A 21868-nucleotide genomic window follows, 5' to 3' on the forward strand; every position below is an offset into this window, starting at 1 on the left:
GCGTACGCTATGCCCTCAGCCTCGGGCCGCAGGGAGTCTTCCACCCATGACGATCACCATCACTGCGTTCGAGCGCTCGCCCGATGGCGGCAAGGGCCTGGCTCGCGACACCCGCGTGCGCTGGGCATTGGAAGAAGCGGGCCAGCCCTATCAAGTGCGCCTGCTGCCGTTCGCCGCGCTCAGGCAACCGTCGCACCTGGCCCTGCACCCGTTCGGTCAGATCCCCACCTTCGAGCACGATGGCTTGGCCTTGTTCGAAACCGGCGCCATCGTGCTGCACATCGCCCAGCGCCATCCCGGCTTGCTGCCGCACGACGACAACGCCCGTGCCCGTGCCACCGCCTGGATGTTTGCCGCGCTCAACACCGTCGAGCCGCCGATGCTGGAGCTGGGCAACGCCCTGCTGCTGGAAGCGGACAAACCGTGGATGGCAGAGCGCTTGCCGCTGCTGCAAAAACGCATCAACCGCCGTCTGCAGCATCTGAGCGCCCATCTTGGCGACAGCACCTGGCTGGAAGACGACTTCAGCGCCGGCGACCTGCTGATGATCTCGGTGTTGCTCCGCATCCGGCTCACCGGCCTGCTGGACGCGTTCCCCTCACTGCAGTCCTATGTCGCGCGCGGCGAAGCCCGCCCGGCCTATCAGCGCGCCTTCGCAGCGCAGTGGGCGATCAACGGCGACGGTGGCGCACCGGCGTAATCGCATGCAGGGCGGCTGCAGCGGTCTTGACCACGCAGCCGCTGCACGCCAAGGTGGGCACGCGTCAGCCTGGCGCAACGGCGGCGATGACCGGCAACTGCCGTCGTCACCGCATCCACAAGGAGAGTGAGTTGAAACCGACCGGCATGCTTTTCGCCGCGATCGTTGCAGTGGCCTTGGCCGGCTGCGGACGCGCACAGCAACACACCCAAGCCGATGCAGCAGCAGCCAGTGAGCCCGGCGGCAACGCAGCGGCGGCTGACCGCACCGCCGCATCGAGCGACCCCATGCCGGCAGCGGTTACCCGTCCAGCGGCAACCGGTGCGGACACAACGCTCTACCTGTGCGAGCGTGGCGCACATGCCTGCCCCATCAGCAGCCCGTTGGTGGCCAACTCGCAGGCAGAAGCGCAGTGGCTGCTGACCCACGGTTACCCCTCGCAGGCCGAACGCGCGCGACTGGAGCGCATGGACCTGGCCCAGCTCAAGGCCGAATCGCAGGCGGGCAATCACGCGGCAACGGTGCTCTATGGCACCAGGACCGCGCTGAGCGGCCGCTTCCATCCAGGCCTGGCGATCCTGAGCAAGGCCGCAGCCACCGGAAACCTCTACGCCTACTACGGCCTGGCCGAGGTCTACGCCAGCGACACCGAACACAAGAATCTGTTGGATAGCGCGGCGTATCTGCGGCTGGCCTACCTGCTGGGCGATGGCAAGGCCTCCTCGGCGATCGCCGCGAAGGGGCTGAGCAGCGTCGAAAACGTCGCTGCCGACGAGCGCGCTGCAGGGCTGTACCAGACCTTCGCCAAGAACCGGCAACCGTCTCCACGGCCGCTGGAGTAAGAGCGGCTAACAACACGCCTGCGCCGCCGTCAGGCTGGCGCGGCCGATGCCCGGTGCGGCATGTGCCACGCCTGCACTCCGGTTCCGAGCGCGCCGTCCACACCCCGCTGACGACGGCCCGCTACGTGCTGTTAGCCGCCCCAAGCGTCCCTCGATGCGGGCAGGCTGAGAGACGGGTGTCATCCACCCGGCGAGGGAGACAAGCGGAGCTCTCGCGCTCGCGTTGGTGTGCCTGCCGTGTTCGGACGATCAGCGTCCCGCAGTGAGTTGCGGGATCGCAGCAAATGCCCCGGCGCGTTTGCGAAGTGCGGTCCTCCATGTGAACAGGCCAAGAGTCGCATTTTCCGGGAGCACGCCAGATGCGTTGCGGGCAGCCTGGCAAGAGGCTGCCGCCAACGCAATCTGCGTGTACGCGGGGACTGCAGGGCCTTGCACGCACAGCCGATGCAGCTTCACGACCTTGGTCTGCGTCGGCCATCTGGATCGGGGCTTGGCCGCGACCATCCTGATCATTAGCCTGCCCTGCGGACTGTCCACGCACCACCGCGGCCTGCGCGCCCGCCACACCGCCGAACGTCCGCCTCACCAGACCTGTACGCGCTCCTGATCGGTGCGCACCATCGCATCGCCCGCCTTGCACGAGAACGCCTTGGCGTACTGCGGCATGTTGGACGGCCCGGCGTTGACGCGTACCACGCTGGGCGGATGCGGGTCGGCATTGAGTGCCTTTACCTGGGCTTCTTCGCGGCGCGCATTGCGATACAGCCGGGCCCAGTTGATGAAGAAGCGTTGCTCGGGCGTGTAGCCGTCCACGGCGACATTGCGCTCGGGGTGTTGTTGCAGATCCAGCATCAGCGCGTCGTAGGCGATGGTGACCCCGGTGAAGTCGGCGATGCTTTCGCCCAGCACCAGCTGCCCGTTGACGTGCAGGTCCGGCCTGGTCTTGAGCGGCACATAGCGGCTCATCTGCTGCTTGATCCTGCCGGTGCGCGCGTCGAACGCGGCAACATCCGCGGGCAACCACCAGTTGCGGGTGGCGCCGATGGCATCGAACTGCCTGCCCTCGTCATCGAAGGCATGGCTGATCTCGTGACCGATCATGCCGCCGATTCCGCCGTAGTTGAGGCCATCGTCGGCCGTTGCCGCAAACAGCGGCGGCTGCAGGATCACCGCGGGGAAGTAGATGCTGTTTTCGCGCGGATAGTAGAAGGCATTCACCGTCTGCGGGGCCACGTCATCCCAGTGCGCCCGGTCTACCGGCTTGCCGATCCTGGCCATGTTTTCGCGATGATTGAAGGCGGCGGCCCGTTCGATGTTCTGCAGATAAGTGCCCGTGTCCAGCCGCAGGCCCGACCAATCCTGCCAGGTGTCCGGATACCCGATCTTCGGCATCATCTGGGCCAGCTTGTCCAAAGCCTTGGCCTTGGTCGCAGCGCTCAGCCAGTCGGCGTGCTCGATGCGCAGCTTCATGGCGGCGCGCACGTTCTCCACCAGCGCCAGCGCTTGCTGCTTGGAGGCCGGGGGGAACTTCTGGGCAACATACAGCTGGCCCATCGCCTCGGCGATCGTCGTGTTCAACGCATCGATCACCTGCTTCCAGCGCGGCGGCTGCACCTGCCGGCCCTCCAGCGTCTTCGAGTAAAAAGCGAAGCGATTCTCGACGAAGGGTTTGCTCAGTGCCGGCGCTGCGGTGTCGATGGCATGAAAGCGCAGATAGGCCTGCCACTGCGCCACCGGAACGGTCTGCAACAGCCCATCGAATGTCTTGAAGAAAGCGAGCTGGGAGAGCGCAAGGCCCTTCTCGCCATTGACACCCTGCGCTGCCATGAAGCGGTCCCAGGCAAAGTGCGGTGTCAGCGCATTGGCCTGCGCGGTGGTGAGCCAGTGATACATGTTCTTCGGCTCGCGCTGCTCGGCCGGTGTGAGCAGCGCGGCGGCCAGGCGGCTTTCCAACTGCAGCACCTGCTTGGCCTGTGCGGCTGCTTGCGCGGCCGGTATGCCAGCTAATACGAACGACTGTTGCACATATGCAAGGTAGGCCTCGCGGATGGGGGCGTATTGCGCATCCACATAATAATTTTTTGCGGGCAGGGTCATGCCCTGGACCAAGGCATAGCCCACCATCTTCGACACATCCTGCGCATCAGGCTGGGCAATGAACTGGAACACCACGCTGTCGCCCTCGGCGTGGCGCTGGGTGATGAAGCCGGCAATGTCGCCCGCATCCGTCAAGGCATCGATCGCCGCCAGCCGCTGCTGGATGGGCGCCGCGCCCAGGCGCTCGATGCCCGCCTCGTCCATGCCCGAGGCGTAGAACGTCCTGACCAGCTGCTCCACCGAGCCGCTGGCCGGCTGCGCCTTCAGCAAGGCCTCTGCAATGGCGTGCTGATCCCGATAGCTGGCGTTGTAAACGTCGTACGAGGTGCCGATGCCCACCTCGTCGTCGGGGATGCCCTTGGCCAGCGCCTTGCCATTGGCAAAGGCATTCAGATCCTTGCAGGCGTCGGCAGCGGGATCCAGTTCGCTGATATCCAATGCCGGTGCAGCCGCAGTGGTCGCCGCCGCCGCAGGCGTGGATGCGGTGGGCGCGGTCGCTTGCTCGCTGGCCTGCTTGCAACCGCTCAATGCCATGAAGGTGGCAAGCGCGAGAATGTGTCTGCTCAACATGGTCGTGGCAGCCGTGCATGGGGAAGGTGCCGCGAGCTTAGGCGAGCCTTGCGCGCAGGCCGCGCGCGGGCGAACAAAGTTGAGCATTCCCGCGTCCGCAACGGCACATGCGTGCAGGAAAGCGAAGCGCTGGCGGCGCACCAGCGCCGGCACCACCGCAGCGCAGGTGGCGCTAACGGTTGAGCTGCGGAATCTTTGCAAACGCCTCGGCAATGAAATCCATGAACACCAGCGCGCGCTTGGGCACCAACCGGTTGGCGGCGTAGACAATCTGCATCGGCGCCGGCGGCGGCGCAAAGGCATCCAGCACGGTCTGCAATTCGCCCGAGGCCAGGCCTTCTTCGTACAGCCACGCCGGGCCCAGGCCGATGCCGAGCCCGGCGCTGACCGCCGCGCGCGCGGCCTCGGGCGAGTTGACCCGGAACCGGCCAGATACCGGCACGTCGGTATCGCGGAAACGCCAGCTCGCCCCGGTGCTGAGCAGCGTGTACAGCACGCAGTCGTGGTGGCGCAGGTCCTCGGGCACGGCCGGCACCCCGCGCCTGGCCAGGTAGGCGCGGCTGGCCACCGTCACCCGCGTGAACGCGCCGATGCGGCGTGCGCGCAGCGCGCTGCTGTCCAGGTGGCCGATGCGGATGGCCAGCTCCGCGCCTTCGTCGAGCAGGTTCACGTAGCGGTCGTTGATCTGCAGGTCCAGCTCCAGCGCCGGAAACCGCTGCAAGAACGCCGGCACCAGCGGCAGCACGAAGGTGTGCGACAACGCCGTGGGGCAGGCCACCCGCAGCAGCCCGGACGGCTGCACGTCGTCGCGCAGCGCCATCTCAGACTCGCCCACCGCATCCAGGATGCGGCGCACCTCCGCGTAATAGCGCTCGCCCTCCGGGGTGAGCACCAGCTTGCGGGTGGAGCGGTTGAGCAGCCGGGTCTGCAGGTGCTGCTCCAGCGCCGCCACATGCCGGCTGACGTTGGGCTGGCCCAGCCCCAGGTCCCGCCCGGCGGCGGAAAAGCTGCCCGTCTCCACCGCGCGGGCAAAGCAGGTCATCAGCAGAAACCGGTCCATGCGTCCTCGATTCATGCGCACAGTGCATGAAGGTTATGTTCCCGCAGGATCTTATAGCAGCCGGCGCATGGGGCGACGATGCCGCATCGAAGGCCGCCATGCGGCGGCCGGGCACCGCACCATCAGGAGCACACCATGTCACGTCTTGCAGGCAAACGTACCCTCATCACCGGCGGCACCACCGGCATTGGCCTGGAAACCGCCAGGCAGTTCCTCGCCGAAGGCGCCCGCGTCATCGTCACTGGCGTCAACCCCGACTCCATCGCCAAGGCCCAGGCCATCCTGGGGCCCGACGTGCCGGTGCTGCGCGCCGACTCGGCCAGCGTTGCCGCCCAGCAGGAGCTGGCGCAGGCGGTGCAGGCCCATTACGGCCAGCTGGATGTCGTCTTCCTCAACGCCGGCGTCTCGGTCTGGGTGCCGATCGAGGAGTGGACCGAGCAGGCCTTCGACGCCTCCTTCGCCATCAACGTCAAGGGCCCGTACTTCCTGCTGCAGGCGCTGCTGCCGGTGCTGGCCAACCCGGCCTCGGTGGTGCTCAACACCTCCGTCAACGTGCATGCCGGCATGGCCCGCTCGTCGGTGTATGCCGCCACCAAGGCCGCCTTCCTCAGCATGACCAAGACCCTGTCCAGCGAACTGCTGGGCCGCGGCATCCGCGTCAACGCCGTCAGCCCCGGCCCGGTGGAAACCCCGCTCTACGACAAGCTCGGCGTGCCCGACGCCTACCGTGCAAAGCTCAACGAGGAAATCGCCGCCAGCATCCCAATGGGCCGCTTCGGCACCCCGGAAGAGGTGGCCAAGGCCGTGCTGTACCTGGCCTCGGACGAATCCAGCTGGACGGTGGGTTCGGAAATCGTGGTCGACGGCGGGCGCCTGCTCAACGGCTGAGCCTGGCGCACACCCGCCAGGCGCCGGCAGGCAGCGCGCACCGCCGCCCTGCCGGCACCCACCTTCGCCTGCGCATCGCCATGCACCGGTTGCATGGCGATGCGCAGGCGGTTTTTGCCATGCAGGCAAGGCCGGCCCACGGCTGCCCTGGCACCCCCCTTTCGCAACGCGAGCCATTGCCCATGCCCAACACCCTCACCCTGATCAGCCACCCGCTGTGCCCGTTCGTGCAACGCGCCGCCATCGTGTTGCTGGAACATGACGTCGCCTTCGAGCGCGTGGACATCGACCTGCATGCCAAGCCGGACTGGTTCCTGGCCCTGTCGCCCACCGGCAAGGTGCCGCTGCTGCGCATCGGCCAGCCGGACGGCAGCGTGGCTACCCTGTTCGAGAGTGTGGTGATCTGCGACTACCTCGACGAGACCAGCGGCAGCACCAGCCTGTACCCGCGCGACCCGCTGCAACGTGCGCAGCAACGCGCCTGGATCGAGTTTGCCGCGCCCACCTTTGCCGATGCATGGCAGTTCCTCAACGCCAGCGACCAGGCCAGTGCCGACACCGCCCGCGCCGCCTTCCGCGGCAAGCTGCAAAAGCTTGAGCAGGCGCTGGGCCAGGGCCCGTACTTCGCCGGCCCCACCTTCGGCATGGTCGATGTGGTGTTCGCCCCGCTGCTGCGCTACTTCGGCCTGCTGCCCGCCGATGTCTGTGCACCCCTCTTTGAAGGGCTGCCGCGCATCGGCGCCTGGCGCGCCGCCCTGGCCGCCCGGCCCAGCGTCATCGGCGCGGTGGCGCAGGACTACGCCAGCCGGTTCCAGCAGCATCTGCACAGGCAGCATGCCCTGCTGGCAGAGGCGGTGCGTGTGCCGGCGTAAGCAGCGAACGGCGCCGTGGCGCGCTGGGTGCGGTGGAGCTAATCGGGCTCGCGTAAAGCAACACAGCAGATGCACAGACCGGTCTTGTCATGGCAGGCGCATGCCTGGTTGACAGGCCTTTCGGTCCCGGCTAACGTCTGCCCCAACAACTAACCCTCATTGCTACGGGCTTGCACCATAGGAGTCAGGGAGAAAAAGCCGGCCTTGAGCCGGTTTTTTCATTTCAGGGAAGCGGAAATGGCAACGCTAAGGACGCGCGTCTATATAGACGGCTATAACCTGTATTACGGGTGTCTGCGTAAGACACCCTACAAGTGGTTGGATCTAGTCGAACTGTTCGGCAAGCACATATTGCCCTCGATTCTGCATCGAACCGCGCCGCATGCGCCTGCTTCTCGCATGGTTCTGGACCACTGCGCAATCCGTTATTTCACCGCCCCCATTGTGCCCCGGGCTGCAAAAGGTACCGACTCGGTTGCATCGCAACTTCAATACCACCGTGCCCTGGCTACAAACGACCGCATTTCGATCACATCGGGCTATTACTCGCTCAGCAAGTCGAACCAGTACGTCGTAGATGCAGCGGATCCTGACAAAGATCCACGCGAATGCGGGAAGATCACCGTGTGGAAGCTGGAAGAGAAGCAGTCAGACGTCAATCTGGCGCTGTCCTTGTATGACGATGCAATCAATTGCCGCGAGCTCGATCAGCTGGTGGTTGTCACCAACGATACCGACATCGCACCAGCACTGGAGCTGATTCGCAGAAAAGCCACCCACCTGATCATTGGTCTGGTGATTCCAACCAGGCGCGATGACAACAACCCAATGAAGAAAGAACGCCAGCCCAACGGGGAGCTGCGCAAGCATGCGCACTGGGTTCGCAAGCACATAACAGTTGAAGAACTCGCTGCCTCGCAATTGCCACGCGTGATCCCCGGAAAGAACAAGGACGCCACCAAACCCATCTCCTGGTACGCGCGCCCCGATCTTCTACAGGCGGCCATGATCGCTGCCAAACCGATCAAGCCAAAGCCCAGAGATTTTTTCCAATGGGCAGACACGCACAACCCGTATCTGCGCAATCAGCGACCGATCGACCTGCTGGAACACGATGCCGGCGCGGCATTGGTGATGGCATATATCGAGCAGTACATCCGCGATCACATGCCGACAGGCGCCAGCCTCACCTAGGCTTCCATGCCCATGTCATCGATCCTTCTGCCGATGGCGCGTGGGACACCGGGCGTTGAGGTGATGGATATCCTCAAGCTGGACCGCTGACGTATCGTCGCCTGGCGTGATTACTTCGATGTTAGTGCGGGCCAGGCGATTTCCACCGGTACAGGATGCTCCGAGTAGCCGCCACCGCTCGTCTGGCAAGCTGCGCATGGGCCCTGCAGACATCGAAGCGGCGAGAATGGGTGGATGCCTTCGCCACGCCGCAGCCACCTGGCGCATGCGCATCCCAACCCCGCCTCCAGCGCGGAACGACATTGCGGCGCAAGGCGGCTGAGCCAATACTGCGCAGGTCTTCTTTCAGTAGAGTGCCATGCGCGCCTTCTTTCTCTATGTTGCGGCGCCTTCGATTCTGCTGTCGGCGTTGGCAACCGCCCACGCGGCCCCTGCCGCTGAGTTATGCGAGGTCTTGCGCGCCTTTGTCGGTGCAGTACAGCCGGGCCAGACACGCAGTTTTGCGTTCCACACCTCATGGGGAACCAACTTCAAGCATGCGCAAGAGCAGGCGCTTTCCGCTAAACGGTGTGATCACGGAGGGGACCCCGCCGCGCAAGCCGTCTGCGCCTACCTGATGCAGCATGGGCAAACAGAGTTTGCAGACGCCACGGTAACGGACTCGGTGGCCTGCCTATCGAGCGGCACCACATTTGATAGCAGCCTGAGACTGCATAGCGCCGAGCTGTCCTTTCGTCATCAGGCCATCAACGCAGACGCAACGGTCACAGTCACCTTTGGCGAAGATACGGAACAGGGAGGCATGGTGTTTCGACTTCAGGCAGAAGGCGACTAGGCGCGGCCCGAGTGTTCTCTAGCAGTGCGATTCGCAACTCAGCGATCAAACAGCTGCCCGCCAAGTGCGTGCGCCGTGTCCAGGTGCGAATGGGAAACCCCGCATCCGGCACCGTCAGCAAGATGTCGTGGGCGATCTGCGTTTTCATTGCACCGAAGTAGCCGTGGCGCGCATAGGTGCGCTCGTCCACACCGCCAATAGCCAGCATGTTCACGTCCACGTGCTGCGGCTTCTTGCGGATCCGGCCTTCTGGGTCCTCCTCAAACGCCCAGCCCAGCGTAAACACTTGATCGATCCAGCCCTTGAGCAGCGTTAGCATCCCCAACAATAGATCGGAAACACCAGCACTAACGTATCCGCACGGTCAAGCCATGCATGCCTGGCGGCCACATCCGGCGTAGGGCTGGCCTGCCGGGCATAAAGCGCAATATCGGCCTGTATAAAGCGCGGGTCGAAGCTCTCTTGCGCCAGGTCGGTAGCTCAACCGTATGGGCGCCGCCGTGATCAACCAACTCAGCCTGTACCCGCCCCGCCACAGCATGCGTGTGCAAGCTGGGCTGGGAATGTGCAACGAAAGTCAGTGCATGCATGCAGGTAAGGGCTCCAATGACGAAGGCTCCGATGGTCACTTCCGAGTGCTGATGAGAATGTTGGCGGATGGACGTGTGCACGGCTGCTGCGCGTGGGGCAAGCACTATGGGGCGCAAGGGTTATGAGCAAGGGCGGGCGGCTATTAGTGCTGACAAAGTAAAGTGCTACGGAGTCAGGTCGAGTACGTTTGTATCCGAAGCGAGTTCATCCATTTACAAGTAATTGTGATCCCTGGGCGCAGTACCGCTACAACATCCGGTCATCCGAGTAAGCGAGCACAGCAACAATGACGTAGTCGCGACGATGACATCGCTGGTACACAACCTAGGGTTGCCCACTGACAAAACCCGTATATGGCAGTATTGTTGAGACTGGAACGGGGGTTTCATGCATGACATGCAGGCAAAGGACTAGCGGATTCACTACTGTGCGGGCAATCGCCATGGCCTGTAGGCCTCGCCGTGGGAGCCGTCGCTTTTTTTCATCCGTAATAGCGCGTCTTGGGTTCGGTCGCAGCAAAGCGGCACGCCTTGCACGAGGTCTCCGCGCAGCTCCTGCCCCCCAACTGTGTCGCAGATACTCGACATCTCTTGTCGGCGTTTTCGCTTGCTTCTCGGTAGCGTCGGACGCCGCAAACGGACATCGGTCGCACTCGTTAGAGCCGGACCTTGAAGGCACGCTCTAAACGTACTAGTGGTTTCTAGCTATCGAAAGCGGATAACGGCGCAAATAGTGCCGCGCATAGCTCCAGCATTTAAAAGCAAATAATTCAAGTGAAAATATGAAGCCGACTACTGTATTAGTTCAAAATTTCAGATCCATCGAGGAGTCTGTTTTTTCAATAAGAAACGGATTAAATGTACTTGTAGGGCCCAATGGAGCGGGAAAATCAAACGTGCTCCAGTCACTCAGATTCCTTTCATCCCTTCTTCATGACGGAGGGGCAGTTGCTTTAGGAAAAGCTGGTGGCCCAGCAAGAAATTTCAGACGAGGCAGTACCGAAATATCTTTCATTGTAGTTACTGAATATGAAACAACTCTTTACGAAGGCAAGCAAACCGCATTCTGGCTACAGTGGCATGTAAAATTATCTCTAACACAGGGCGATAATGTCCTTCAAATAAGTGGCGAGTCATTATCTGTGTTTCCAAGTTCGAAAGGAAAGCCTGTAATTCACATGGAGGTGGTCCGAAATTCGACAGGAGCACTTAAGTTCAAGGCAGATGAGATCATGTCTTCTAACCTAACCAAGAAGATGGTCGCATCGCAGAACGTTTCTAATAAAAGCGAACAGTTTAAAATCGCTAATAAGAATATTAGTGAAGCATTTTCAAGCATGAAGAAGCGTCCATCGGACGCTTCCTTCTTGCCGCATTTCAGTTGGCTACATGATTCGATCAGGCGCCTTTTGACCGAGATTGGGTCTTTTGACGAGTACAACATCCAACCAGATGTTGCCCGTTTAGCGGTGGATCCATTGCCATTTACGAGGATGGGGAACGACGGAAAAGCTGTTAGTGAGGTGATTAACGCTCTTGAATCGCATCAATATCATCGTCTAATGAACAACGCCTACGGAGGGGGGTACTATGGTTTTAAAAGTAATTTTGGATTTGGTTGGGGGAACTATTACAGTATTAACAGTTTGACAAAAAGTAACCCGCTAGAAAAAATTATTGAGCATCTTAGCGCGGCTGTATCTTCTATAGACGGTTTGTGCACTGAACTAGATCCATCTACGGGACGAAGGTTTGTTGTCTTCAAATCAGGCGCGAATCGCTTTAGGCCTGAAGAAATTTCCGACGGTACAATGAAGTGGCTTTGCCTGCTCGTCGCAATTTACGTCCCGCAGTCAAAAGTTATTCTTCTTGAAGAGCCTGAGAATTTTATGCATCCATGGATGCAACAACGCTTTGTATCAATACTGCGCGAGCAGGGGAAGAAACTGAATACCGCGGTTATTATGACCACTCATAGCGCAACAATTCTCAACGCGCTGATGGTAAGCGAATTACTTCTTGTTAGGCACGAGGGTGGTGCAACCAGTGTGCAGAATGTTGAAGACGTGGATCAAGTCCAAGCGGTATTAAATAAGACAAATTTCGGATTGGGCGATATGTGGGTTAGCGGCGCAATTGGTGCGGTTGCCGGAGAAAATTAATGATTGGGCTCATTGTTGATGGAGCAGGCGACTACGCTGCTTTGACCGCGCGTTACAAAGGAAGGGTAAGAGTGGTTAAATCAGATGGTCCTAGAGGGCACACAGCCACCGAAGATGCCATTGCTGAAAGTTCAAAAAAGCAAGTGGCGCTACTTTCTGCATTCGGATGCACAGAAATTGCCATATTGACCGATTTCGAGGGCAGGACGTGTGCTCTCGAAAGCTTCGCAGAAAAAATTCAGAGGAAAGCGATAAAAATTTCAAACTTGGATGTGACTGTTATTGTTGCAGACCAGATGATCGAGAACTGGCTATTGGCGGACATAGCCTATTTATCTAAAAAGAAAAAATATTTAAAAGGGGTAAGGAGCCAAAAAAAATATGAGTCTACTAACGGCAAATCGGAGATAAAAAAACATTTCGTTGCAGGGTTTGACTACAATGAAGTAAAGCACTCCTCAGAATTATTCCCTCTAATTCGAGTGGAGGAGGCATCAAAATACAGTGCTTCATTTAGTTATTTTATTAGAAAGCTTGGCCTTGACTGAAGGTTAAATCTTGGAGTTCTGATAAGCAAAGAAGTGAGTTGCAAGGATTCATCTAGCATGAACGGGGTCAAGTTCACTTATCAATCCGATGACCCTGCCGCCAGCGCGCAGCGTCCAATACCTGCTTTCACGCAATTGCTAGCAGTTGAAGGAGTGGTGTCGCGTGCCGAATGACGGGGTCGGGTTCGCTTATCCAATTCGACGACCCTGCTATCAACCCGCAGCGCCGGACATCTCTGCTCTCACCCAATCGCTAGCAGTTGAAGGGCATGGTGTCGCGTACAACCGATTTATACGATTGCGGCGCTCGCGCTCTGTATTTGTTCGTTGCTATACCGGTGGCTGACGCGCATGCCTTGTGTGTGCACCCCATGCGCGCACGCGTTTACGCATCACGCTGACATGCCAGTACGAAGCAGCGCGATGGTGGTGATGCGGTCCATGGCATTCCGTCTGTACGCACTGATCCTAGCCCGGGCGGTATGCACGTGGGTGGGTTAGGTAGTTTGGTGATCGCCGCATACTTGGGGGCTCGCATGGCACCTTGCTTGCATCGAAGGAAACGCACTACCCAGCAGTGCCCAAGTCGTCCAACACATCATCCACTTGCTCAGCCAACTGCTGCAGGCAGTGCGCCCATTGCTGCAGTGGAATCGCTGGTGCACCGAGCGAGCCTTCGTCGCGCGAACGCGGTGTGGCCAGGGTAGCGAGCAGGCGCAGTTGGTCGCGTACGCGCAGCAGCTGGTATTGCGTGCCTTCGGACATCCAGTAGCCGGGTTCGCTCAATGGGCGCATGAAATCCTCCGCAGATAGGAGAAACATCCACCATCTCGGAGGTGGAAAACCGCTGCATGAAGAGTTTCTAGGCTCTGATCGGGAGTGTGCAGCTGCCTGCCAGCAGGGTCAAGCGTGTTGTTTGGGTAGGTCTCTTCGCTCGTATGGTCACCGCGTAGCGGTGGCCGCAGGCAATGTTCCAGGGGGTGCAACCAATACCAATAAGGTTTAACACATGTAGGTAGGGTGACTTGATGCCCTAGCGAATGTGCATGCCTTGGTTCGGTTCGTTAACCCCACGCGCGAGCTCTTGCTGTTGTATAAGCACTCTTTCCTGTGCGATAGCCTGATTAGCTGCCAATAACTTCTGGTCAGACTGCTCGACAGGCGTGCGAATCGCCTCATCAATGTGCACATGCACCCGCAGATGTGCAGGGTCGTCCAGCCGGCCTTCGATCGCGAAGACATTGCCAGTCTTGCCCATCACTACATGGTCCACACGGCTAAGTGCACTGCCTGACAGCGACCGGTCATTGGAATCGGGATACGCATCTCGGTTGTCTTTGCACACAGCCAGCAGGCTGCGGCTAACGCGTTCGCTCATTTCGTCGTAGGGCTTGCCCACACTCTCGTCGATCTTGCGTACACCGCTACGGATCTGCTCGAGCATGGCGTGGTCTGGATGCGCAGGGTCGTCCGGGCCGCGCAGGCCGGCTGCAGGCGCACTAGGAACAACCGGAACATAGTTATGGTCATGTGCCGGGTTCACGCTGCCGTCCTGGGTATGGTCGAAATGGTGCAGCGTGGGCGGCGCAGTACTCCTGTCATGGTAAGGAAACGGCGCCTTGTTCGGTCCGCGGTCCAGGCCTTCATTCTCGATCAGGTGTTCCTTTAGCCCCAGCCCTGCCATATCGATGGTGACGCGCGGCCGGGCGCCCTGATACATCACGTTTGCACGGTCTTCTGCCTGCAGAATCTGCTCGATGGCCCAGGTGCCGTAGTAGTTGGCGTAGTCCGCAGTGGGCTGAAGCTGACCTGCTTGACTGCGGTGTTCGCCTATACCTACTGGGCGCTGACCTGGTTGTGCGTATAGGGGAGATGGACGATCGAAGTAGTTTTGACCCATTGCCGCAATGTTGCCGGGTGTCTGGGCGAGGCTTCCGTCCTGATTGAACGTAAGGTTAGGCTTGGCAACTGCCGCTGCGGGATTGGAAGGATCTCTTGATATGAAGTCCAGTTGCCTGGTGGTCCGGGCGGCAAGCATCACGTCGAGGCCATTTGCATTGGGATTGAGCTGCTTCTCGCGGCTCAGCAGAGCATTCCAACCAGCAATTTCCGCTTTTGCCTCGTCCTCCCGCCCCGCCTGTATGTAAGCCCTGAGCTCATCGGTATAGTCATGCACCGGACCCTTGATCTTAGATTGCTTTTCGATTTCAGCTAGAAACTGCGCGGTTGCGTGTGCCTTGGCCGCATGGTTGAAGCTGTGTTGTATTTCATGTCCCAAGACAAACGTCATGTCTTGTGCATTGAAGCTGCCGCCCGGTGTGGACTGCGATGCCGATTGCAGACCGATCGGAGGCAGATTCATTATTTTTCGGTTGCCATCGTATGTCCCACCCGCAGACACCCCGGGCCCAACAAATCCAAAGCCTTCCAGCTGAGCCCGCTGTGGTCTGCTAGTGTCAGACGTATCGACGGTCGTTGCAGCCTTTTTTATCTCATCGGCTAGATATGGTGACCTGTTGATGCTGGATTGCAGATTATCGACCATGTCCTGCGTGACAGGGTGCTGATTTCTCGCAGCATCTTGGTAGGTACTGTGAGCGAGCGCCACAGACATCTGTTGAATCTGCAGTGAAGCTTTCAGATCGCTGGTCGCAGCTGTACCTGAGGGTTGTAGATTCGCTGCAGGGAGCGTGATGACGCCATGTTGCTTGTCGTAAGTTCCTGTCAAATTCGGCTGAGTGCTGTTCGAATTCTGTATCGTGAATTCCTTGAGCTGCCCCAATTGAGCCTGCTGTTCAAACTGAGCCAGCAACCCAGCATCACCGGTGATTGCATTACGCAGTTGGGCAGCTTGGTCACTACTCACACCTTGGGTTGCAGAAAAGCGCGAGAGTGCGGCTTCAAGCTGTGGGCTCGGACTGGCCATGTAATCTCTCCCGAGGCTTAGCGCCCGTTTAATGTTCCGATTGATTTAACGCAGAGGCGCGTTTCCTCACGGGGAACTAGGTTCTGAGGAATCACAGAGATCACGATATTTCCTGCAGACCCGCTTTTTGCCAACTTTGTATAGCGCCAGTCTTCTAACTGCCCAATTGGGCCATAGGTAGGGGACGCCATGAATCCCATTGCCTTGAGCTTACGATCATAGTATTCAAAATCTAGCTTGCATACGCTGGACATACTTGCCAAGTCGTCCACGCTATTTTGAAACGTCAAGTCGACGCCTTTCAAAAGAGAGGGCGATTCTGGCGTATATGTGAATGCATAGCGCCATCCATCGGCTAGGTCGACACTCCAGTAGCCCACCGACAGCTTGCCCTGCTCAGGCACTTTGAGCGGGATTCCCATGGTCTCCCGAATACGTTCAGGACTCAGGTCATCTCGAGAATCAAGGCTTTCGATTAGCTTCAAAAACCGGTCGCCGATCTCTTCCGCGCTAAGAGTAATCTTGTCGGCCGTTACGGCCTCCGGCAAAGTCATGTCAGCGTGCTCCTTCGGAAGTGGCTTCAGGGGTTGGGCTGCCGTATGAGCACAAGCACTCATGGCAGTCCCACAGAATGCGATTAGGAATAACAGGGCGGTTCGGGGGAAGCGCATGGCAGATCCCAAAGACGGGTTGAGGAAAAAAGCTTGGCGAGCACGCTCTGAGCAGCTGTGCAATTTCATCCTTAATAACACCAAGCCCGGAGAACCTAAGCTAACTCTACTTCAATTTTTTATTGGAGGTCGTCATCAGCTTCCCTGCTCTGCTAATTCAATGTGCCAATTGATTTGATGCAGAGTCTACTAGGAAAGCCAGGTGTCTCGTTCTGTTGAACTATCGACATAACAATATCGGTATCACTTCCGTCTTTCGCAAACTTAGAAGGCCGCCAGCTCTGCAGTTGACCTATCTCCCCGTATACGGGTGAATCGACGAATCCAGCCTTTACAAGCGAATTCTTATATTTCTCAAAATCGATGCAGTTGCCCTCCAGGCTGGAATACTCATTCTCTTCGTTGATGAAAGACAAACCTATCCCCTGCTTCAGCGAGCGAGATTCGGGGATGAGCTCCAATGCGTAGCTCCAACCGTTGCCAAGTGCTTGGCCATGGATATATGTCTCAATATATTCAGAGGGGAAGGAGACTTTTCTCAGAGAAATCCCGGTAACTTCACGCACACGTTCAACTGTCAGATCCCTTCTAGATTCCAACCCTTGGAGCAGCCTCAGAAAACTTTCGCCAATTTCAACTGCGCTGAGCGCGGGATTGATCGTCGATGTCTCAGGCGTCGTCATTGCGCGTGGCTCCTTTAGGAGTGGCGAAGTTGGGTTGGTATGCGTATGCGCACACGCACAAAGCGTACTTTGGCAGAGAACGAGAAGTGAGAGGAAAGTGGCTCTTATGGGTCTCATCAGCAATCCGTCTACGCGGGCTAGTCGTCGTACTTTAGCAAGTTGGAAGCGGCGCCAGTTTCTTGCTCATGCAGGCACGCTACGCATGCAAATTCTTCTCAAAAGGTAAGTGGGTTCATCAGCATCTGTGCTTGGCTGTATGGAACACGTGTCTTCGAGGTCTGGGCTGTGACTGGCCACGAGAGGCTTTCCGTCGTGTCTTAGCGACCATTCAATGTAGTGATGGATTTAACGCATACCTGGCTTGAAGTGCCGGCAGCTGAATCCTGTGGAATGACAGACAAGACGATACTTCCGCGCTCCGCAAACTTTGCATAGCGCCAGTTCTCAAGCTGGCCAATTGGTCCGTATGTGGGAGAAGCAACAAATCCTGCACTCTTCAACGCACTGTCGTAGCGCTGAAAATCCAGGCTGCAAATCGCTTCCATATCAGAGAAGCGACCAGCAGTGTTCTCGAATGAAAGACCTATCCCTGGTAATAGCGATGGAGATGCAGGAACGTAGTCGAATGCGTACCGCCAACCGTCACCCAGGTCCTCACTCCGGATCACCGCGCCAAGCGCACTGGGAGCAACGGAGATCCGGAAGCCCATGACATCTTGAATGCGCCCTGGAGTTATGTCTTCGCGCGAATCTAGGCTAGTAATAAGCTTCAAGAAACGCACGCCCATCTCCTCCGCGCTAAGCGCAATTTTCTCAGCCATGGCGGCCTCCGGCAAAGTCATGTCGGCATGCTCCTTCAATAGCGGCTTCGTGGATTGGGCTGGCGTGTGGGCACAAGCGCTCGAGGCAGGCCCGCAAAGTATGGTTATAACGAGGAGGGCGACTCGGGGGAAACGCATCAGCAGATCCTGAAAGGCTGACAAAGAAGCGTACGCCGCATCCGTGCATCTTGTGGGCCGCGGACATCGATTGCAGTGACATGGTCTGACAAATTACGTAAAAAAAGCTGGCACCCCATCGTTAGACCACTTTTTGCAAAATGCCGTGGTCGCCTCTGAGAGGCTAGATCAAAGGAATTCTGGAGGTTGCCTTAATCCCTAACTTTTTAGCGTCACGCCAAACGCATCGCCATGTGCTATGTAGACCGTTAAGAATTCACTAGATGAATTGGCCGAACTGACAGCTTACCGAACACCTGATTGCAAGCATTGCACGGTCTAGCAATGCCACCAAGAAAGCGAGATCACAGCACGTGCGGTGCTCGCCGGTTGACTAGCGTGCATTGTTCACGGCTAAAGGCATGAGGTTAGTCGTGCTAACGTAGGCTGTCAACGGATGGAGCGGATCGAGGACACCTGGGTCTGCTGATAGTCGATGATGATCAGCGCCGCATTCTAGGGCGATAACAGGTGGTCGGTCTGTGGGTTGCGGAGCATCTCGCTGATCATTGATAGGCTCTACTTGATCTTGATTGCGATAGGGCGGCGCACGTTCGGCTAACGTGCGCCAGGCGGTGTGGAGCGAGCACCGCTTAGCTGGCAGGCACGGGCGTGTGCAGGAGTTGCTGCTCCCAAAGAAACGCGATGCCACTGCCCGCAGCGTGGTACTTCATCACCTCGCTCAGGCCGGTGGTCTCCAGTTGCGCCCAATCGCGTTGCCACGCCGCCGCGAGCGCAAGCCAGGTCATCACGTTCGCGCCTGCGGCGATCATGCGCTGAATCGCCACCTGGTGCGCTTCGCTGATTGATGCGTGCCGAAGTGATGGGGCACTGGCCCGGTCGCGCGTCGAGTGGCCAAGGTCGATCATCGCTGTGCCTTGCTCATAGCGATGCCGTTGCCTGGTGTGTGCAAGAGCACGCCATCGTGTTTGAACCAGCGGCGAAGCTGAAACAGATCAAGAGCGATTGAATCAGGTGCAGCGCAGGGTGTGCACATCATCCTGTTAAGACTCCGTTCTTTGCCCTTCGCTCCCGTCTCCTTGGGTTCTCTTTGAGCGCCAACTACTGTGACGCGTAACGGGGACCCGACGCGAGAATTTCCCTATCGTTATGACATGCAGCGACGGAATAACGCGGCCACTCGGCTCGTCGCCGATTGCCAGACAAACGCGCATCGCCCCCCCCCCACAACGTAGCGCCCCTAGCGCAAAGGTTCTTCATGATCGGTGTTATCAAGCGGCAAATCTTCTCAAGACGTTCGGTGATGGGTTTCGTGTTATCTACCGCCACCCTAGTGGCTGGAACGACAACCGCGGCAATGGCAAGCGAGCCGGTCGGCTTCGGCGCGGGAACCACCGGAGGCGCGGGGGGCGAGGTGGTCGATGTCTCCACACCGGCAGAGCTCAAGAATGCCTTGTGCCAGCGTTACCAGGGCTATACCTGCATAGACGACACGCCTCGCATCATCCGCCTGAACACCGTCATCGACTTCACGGCAACGCAGGGAACCACGTCCACAACGGGCTGCGTTTACGCCGACAGACAGTGTGCAGAGCCGAGCGGGAAGCAGGAGATGGTTCTGGACACCGGGTCATACTGCAGCGGTCGTACAACGTTCCCACTGACCTACGACAACGCAGCGAAGTCACTGCTGTCCGTGGGTTCGAACAAGACGCTGATCGGTATCGGGGCATTGGCGGGGATTAAGGGCACGGGCTTGTCGATGACCGGCGGTGTGTCGAACATCATCGTGCGGAACCTGTCGATCACCGATCTCAATGAGGGTATCGTCTTTGGCGGCGATGCGATCAGCATCGATAACGCAAGCAGGATCTGGATCGACCACAACGCGTTCGCACGCATCGGCCGGCAAATGATCGTGACGGGCTGGGGGCCGGCCAAGGCAGTCACCATTTCCAACAACATGTTTGATGGCGAGACCGCGTATGGGCACTACTGCAACGGTCGAAGCTCCTGGATCCTGCTGCTGATCGGCGAAGCTGAAGAAATCACCCTGCTGGCAAATCACTTCCACGCCACCGCAGGGCGTTCGCCAGAAATCGGCACGGGCGGCATGATTCATCTGGTGAACAATTTGTATACGTCCAACTTCTATTTTGGCGCCACTGCGTCAAGGGACGTCAACCTGTTGGCCGAAGGGAACTACTTCAATCCAGAGGGCCAATACTTCTTTCCTATCGCCAGTACACCCGGCGATCTGGTGTTCGCGCCGCTGGACGAGAACGTGTCCTCCACGGGGTCGCTTTGCTCGCAGACGCTGGGGCGTTCCTGTGTCACCAGTTACACGGAAACCGGACAGGAATCGTTTCTGCTGGATACCACGGTGATGGCGAATATTGCCGGCAACGCGACCTGGAAGAATGCGATAGGCAGCGTCAGGCCGATGATGTCCAACGACGTCGCCAAGTCGGTGGCCGCCAACGCAGGCCCCAGAGCCGACCCGGACAGCGTCAGCAGGTAGTCCCGAGCGGGCAAGGGATCTCCGGCGGCCTGAGGCGCGCGATGTCGCAGGTCCCTGCTGCGCCAACATCAGGTGGCTTGATCAAGCGTGCCGCTTGGCGCTGTCCTACAGCGCCCAATGGATGTCTGCCCAGTGCGAGCGGCAGGGTGGCGCAGTAAACATTGGCGGCGGCTGTTGCCACAGTTGTTTCTGTGGCCTTTGTACAGAAGATCGGGTTTGCCGATAACAGGCGTGAAGCCTGGTCCGCCGATGCGCTAGCTTGCGCCAATGAAGACGTGCCCTGACACTGCATTCCAGCCAGCGCCGCGCTATGGCGCTGGCTGATTCAGGCGTTATGCTGCACTTCGCAGTTGGCTGATCCCCGGAGTCAGGCGCCATGTCGGATATGCTCGTCAACATCGACGTCGATGATCTGGAGGCTGCCGAGCGCTTCTACTGCGCAGCGTTTGCGCTGCGCCCAGGGCGTCGCTTCGGCGCAGATGCGATTGAACTCATTGGCGCCTCCTCCAAGCTGTATCTTCTGGCCAAAGGAGAAGGAACCCTGGCATTTCCCAATGCGGGTTCAGTGCGCTCCTATGCACGACACTGGACGCCAGTCCACCTGGACTTCGTTGTGGACACCCTCGAGCAGGCGGTTGCCCGGTCGATCGCCGCTGGGGCCACCCAGGAGAACGCGATCCGCGACAATGCTTGGGGTCGCATCGCGTTGATGGCCGATCCCTTTGGGCATGGCTACTGCCTGATCGAATTCAGCGCTGCCGGCTACGACGCCATCACGTCCTGAAGCTGGTGTATCGCATGATCCGTTCAAGTAGCCGCCCGGTGAGGTCACGCTCATGCGCAAGCCGCAGGTGCGCCTTGATAATCACGCAAGCCCCACCCGCTTCGCGGGTAGCCTCAACTGGCATCTGACTGCATGGAAGCAACCGCGCGCTCTTCGGCATCGCATGACCTGGGCGATCGCATCCTCAAGGTGAATCACGCCGGCGAGCATGGCGCCATCAGCATCTATAGCGGGCAACTCTTCATGGCGCGCTTGACCGCACCCGGCCTGGTCGATGAGCTCAAGGAGTTTCGTTCGCACGAGCAGCGCCATCGTTCCATCTTTTGGGCAGAGTTGCGCCGTCGTCAGCGCCCACGCTGTCGCAGCTATTGGCTGTGCGGCTTCGGTGGTCTGGTCCTTGGCCTCATCACGGGTCTTCTTGGATCCGGCGCCATCGCGGCCACAACGGTGGCGGTAGAGAGCGTCGTACTCCGGCATCTGCAACAGCAGCTGGTGGCGCTGCAAGGGATTGACCCTGCCGCCGTCGCTGCGATCTCTTCCATTGTTGCGGAAGAGCAGCAGCACCACGATCACTCTGCCAGCCATGTCCAGGCGGGCACGCTCTGGCCCCGTCTGCTGTCACCCATCGTGTCCGCCTCCACGGAGGCGGTCATCTGGCTGGGTATGCGGCTATGACCTTGCCCACGACATGGGCCGCACCTGCCCGTACTTGCTGTGTCCCTCCGATTGATCCGTCTATAGGGCCTAGATAAGCGACATCCACCGCAAGGAACTTTGGTACATGGGGTCTTGCGACGAGCTCATTGCACAGTTCGTTGCGGAATGTCCGCAAGCTACAGGTGTTGATCGGATAGAATTTCTGACAATTCAATCAAGCCGATGCCGCCTTGCGGCCTGGCTTAGTTCAGGCCTCAGGCCACATGGAAAAAATGCGAGATCTTCCACTGCGATGCCCATGCTGCGGCT

At 59.0% G+C, this 21868-nt stretch carries 19 protein-coding genes, 1 other RNA gene and 1 pseudogene; 12 read left to right on the forward strand and 9 right to left on the reverse strand.

The features are described from left to right. The first annotated feature begins 46 nt into the window (after positions 1-46). The 3 genes from FHY19_RS13395 (at position 47) to FHY19_RS13405 (ending at position 1679) form a co-directional block, all read left to right on the forward strand. Positions 47-700 (forward strand): glutathione S-transferase family protein, encoded by a 654-nt coding sequence (locus tag FHY19_RS13395; RefSeq protein WP_259166609.1) that lies wholly within the window; start codon positions 47-49, stop codon positions 698-700. Positions 701-726: 26 nt separating this feature from the next. Next, the gene (locus tag FHY19_RS13400) at positions 727-1542 is read left to right on the forward strand and encodes a hypothetical protein (RefSeq protein WP_259166610.1); all 816 of its coding nucleotides are present in this window, start codon (positions 727-729) and stop codon (positions 1540-1542) included. A 60-nt stretch (positions 1543-1602) separates the two neighbouring features. Next, positions 1603-1679, forward strand: a non-coding RNA gene (locus FHY19_RS13405) — sX9 sRNA. Positions 1680-2124: 445 nt separating this feature from the next. On the opposite strand, the gene FHY19_RS13410 is transcribed toward FHY19_RS13405, so the two are convergent. Further along, positions 2125-4209 (reverse strand): M13 family metallopeptidase, encoded by a 2085-nt coding sequence (locus FHY19_RS13410; protein ID WP_259166611.1) that lies wholly within the window; start codon positions 4207-4209, stop codon positions 2125-2127. 172 nt (positions 4210-4381) lie between these two features. Then, positions 4382-5269, reverse strand: coding sequence for a LysR family transcriptional regulator (locus FHY19_RS13415; RefSeq protein ID WP_259166612.1), 888 nt, complete (start codon positions 5267-5269; stop codon positions 4382-4384). Between the two features lie 135 nt (positions 5270-5404). Here FHY19_RS13415 and FHY19_RS13420 point away from each other — a divergent pair, with 135 nt between their 5' ends. The 4 genes from FHY19_RS13420 to FHY19_RS13435 all read left to right on the forward strand — a co-directional run bounded on the left by FHY19_RS13420 (position 5405) and on the right by FHY19_RS13435 (position 9058). After that, on the forward strand, positions 5405-6157 hold the full coding sequence (locus FHY19_RS13420) for an SDR family oxidoreductase (protein WP_259166613.1): 753 nt from the start codon (positions 5405-5407) through the stop codon (positions 6155-6157). 182 nt (positions 6158-6339) lie between these two features. Beyond that, positions 6340-7029, forward strand: coding sequence for a glutathione S-transferase family protein (locus FHY19_RS13425; RefSeq protein ID WP_259166616.1), 690 nt, complete (start codon positions 6340-6342; stop codon positions 7027-7029). A gap of 204 nt (positions 7030-7233) precedes the next feature. Next, entirely contained in the window at positions 7234-8223 is a 990-nt protein-coding gene (locus tag FHY19_RS13430) for an antitoxin Xre/MbcA/ParS toxin-binding domain-containing protein (protein WP_259166617.1), read from the forward strand. A 358-nt stretch (positions 8224-8581) separates the two neighbouring features. Continuing rightward, entirely contained in the window at positions 8582-9058 is a 477-nt protein-coding gene (locus FHY19_RS13435; protein WP_259166619.1) for a hypothetical protein, read from the forward strand. A gap of 38 nt (positions 9059-9096) precedes the next feature. Here FHY19_RS13435 and FHY19_RS13440 read toward each other — a convergent pair. Beyond that, positions 9097-9648, reverse strand: a pseudogene (locus tag FHY19_RS13440) (NAD(P)H-dependent oxidoreductase). 782 nt (positions 9649-10430) lie between these two features. Between FHY19_RS13440 and FHY19_RS13445 the strand changes: the two are divergent. After that, positions 10431-11810, forward strand: a complete 1380-nt coding sequence (locus FHY19_RS13445; RefSeq protein WP_259166622.1) for an ATP-binding protein — start codon at positions 10431-10433, stop codon at positions 11808-11810. Then, positions 11810-12358, forward strand: a complete 549-nt coding sequence (locus tag FHY19_RS13450; RefSeq protein WP_259166624.1) for a DUF4276 family protein — start codon at positions 11810-11812, stop codon at positions 12356-12358. Before FHY19_RS13445 ends, FHY19_RS13450 begins: the two co-directional genes overlap by 1 nt. A 567-nt stretch (positions 12359-12925) precedes the next feature. Here the strand turns inward: FHY19_RS13450 and FHY19_RS13455 are convergent. From FHY19_RS13455 to FHY19_RS13480, 6 genes are all read right to left on the reverse strand, one after another. Continuing rightward, on the reverse strand, positions 12926-13153 hold the full coding sequence (locus tag FHY19_RS13455; RefSeq protein ID WP_259166625.1) for a hypothetical protein: 228 nt from the start codon (positions 13151-13153) through the stop codon (positions 12926-12928). 238 nt (positions 13154-13391) lie between these two features. Continuing rightward, positions 13392-15224 (reverse strand): XVIPCD domain-containing protein, encoded by a 1833-nt coding sequence (locus FHY19_RS13460; protein WP_259166945.1) that lies wholly within the window; start codon positions 15222-15224, stop codon positions 13392-13394. 77 nt (positions 15225-15301) lie between these two features. Next, positions 15302-15955 (reverse strand): hypothetical protein, encoded by a 654-nt coding sequence (locus FHY19_RS13465; protein ID WP_259166946.1) that lies wholly within the window; start codon positions 15953-15955, stop codon positions 15302-15304. Between the two features lie 152 nt (positions 15956-16107). Continuing rightward, positions 16108-16638: a hypothetical protein gene (locus tag FHY19_RS13470; protein WP_259166626.1), complete on the reverse strand. Its 531-nt coding sequence runs from the start codon at positions 16636-16638 to the stop codon at positions 16108-16110. Between the two features lie 317 nt (positions 16639-16955). After that, on the reverse strand, positions 16956-17597 hold the full coding sequence (locus FHY19_RS13475) for a hypothetical protein (RefSeq protein WP_326521128.1): 642 nt from the start codon (positions 17595-17597) through the stop codon (positions 16956-16958). A gap of 632 nt (positions 17598-18229) precedes the next feature. After that, positions 18230-18505 carry a hypothetical protein gene (locus FHY19_RS13480; protein ID WP_259166628.1) on the reverse strand — a complete coding sequence of 92 codons (276 nt, stop codon included), beginning with the start codon at positions 18503-18505 and terminating at the stop codon, positions 18230-18232. Between the two features lie 350 nt (positions 18506-18855). Between FHY19_RS13480 and FHY19_RS13485 the strand changes: the two genes are divergently transcribed. The 3 genes from FHY19_RS13485 to FHY19_RS13495 all read left to right on the forward strand — a co-directional run bounded on the left by FHY19_RS13485 (position 18856) and on the right by FHY19_RS13495 (position 21577). Continuing rightward, positions 18856-20118: a hypothetical protein gene (locus FHY19_RS13485; protein ID WP_259166629.1), complete on the forward strand. Its 1263-nt coding sequence runs from the start codon at positions 18856-18858 to the stop codon at positions 20116-20118. 376 nt (positions 20119-20494) lie between these two features. Then, positions 20495-20902: a VOC family protein gene (locus tag FHY19_RS13490; protein ID WP_259166630.1), complete on the forward strand. Its 408-nt coding sequence runs from the start codon at positions 20495-20497 to the stop codon at positions 20900-20902. A 132-nt stretch (positions 20903-21034) separates the two neighbouring features. After that, positions 21035-21577, forward strand: a complete 543-nt coding sequence (locus FHY19_RS13495; protein ID WP_259166632.1) for a demethoxyubiquinone hydroxylase family protein — start codon at positions 21035-21037, stop codon at positions 21575-21577. Positions 21578-21868: the final 291 nt, after the last annotated feature.

The organism is Xanthomonas sp. 4461, from assembly GCF_024806475.1.
Classification (GTDB): domain Bacteria; phylum Pseudomonadota; class Gammaproteobacteria; order Xanthomonadales; family Xanthomonadaceae; genus Xanthomonas; species Xanthomonas arboricola_F.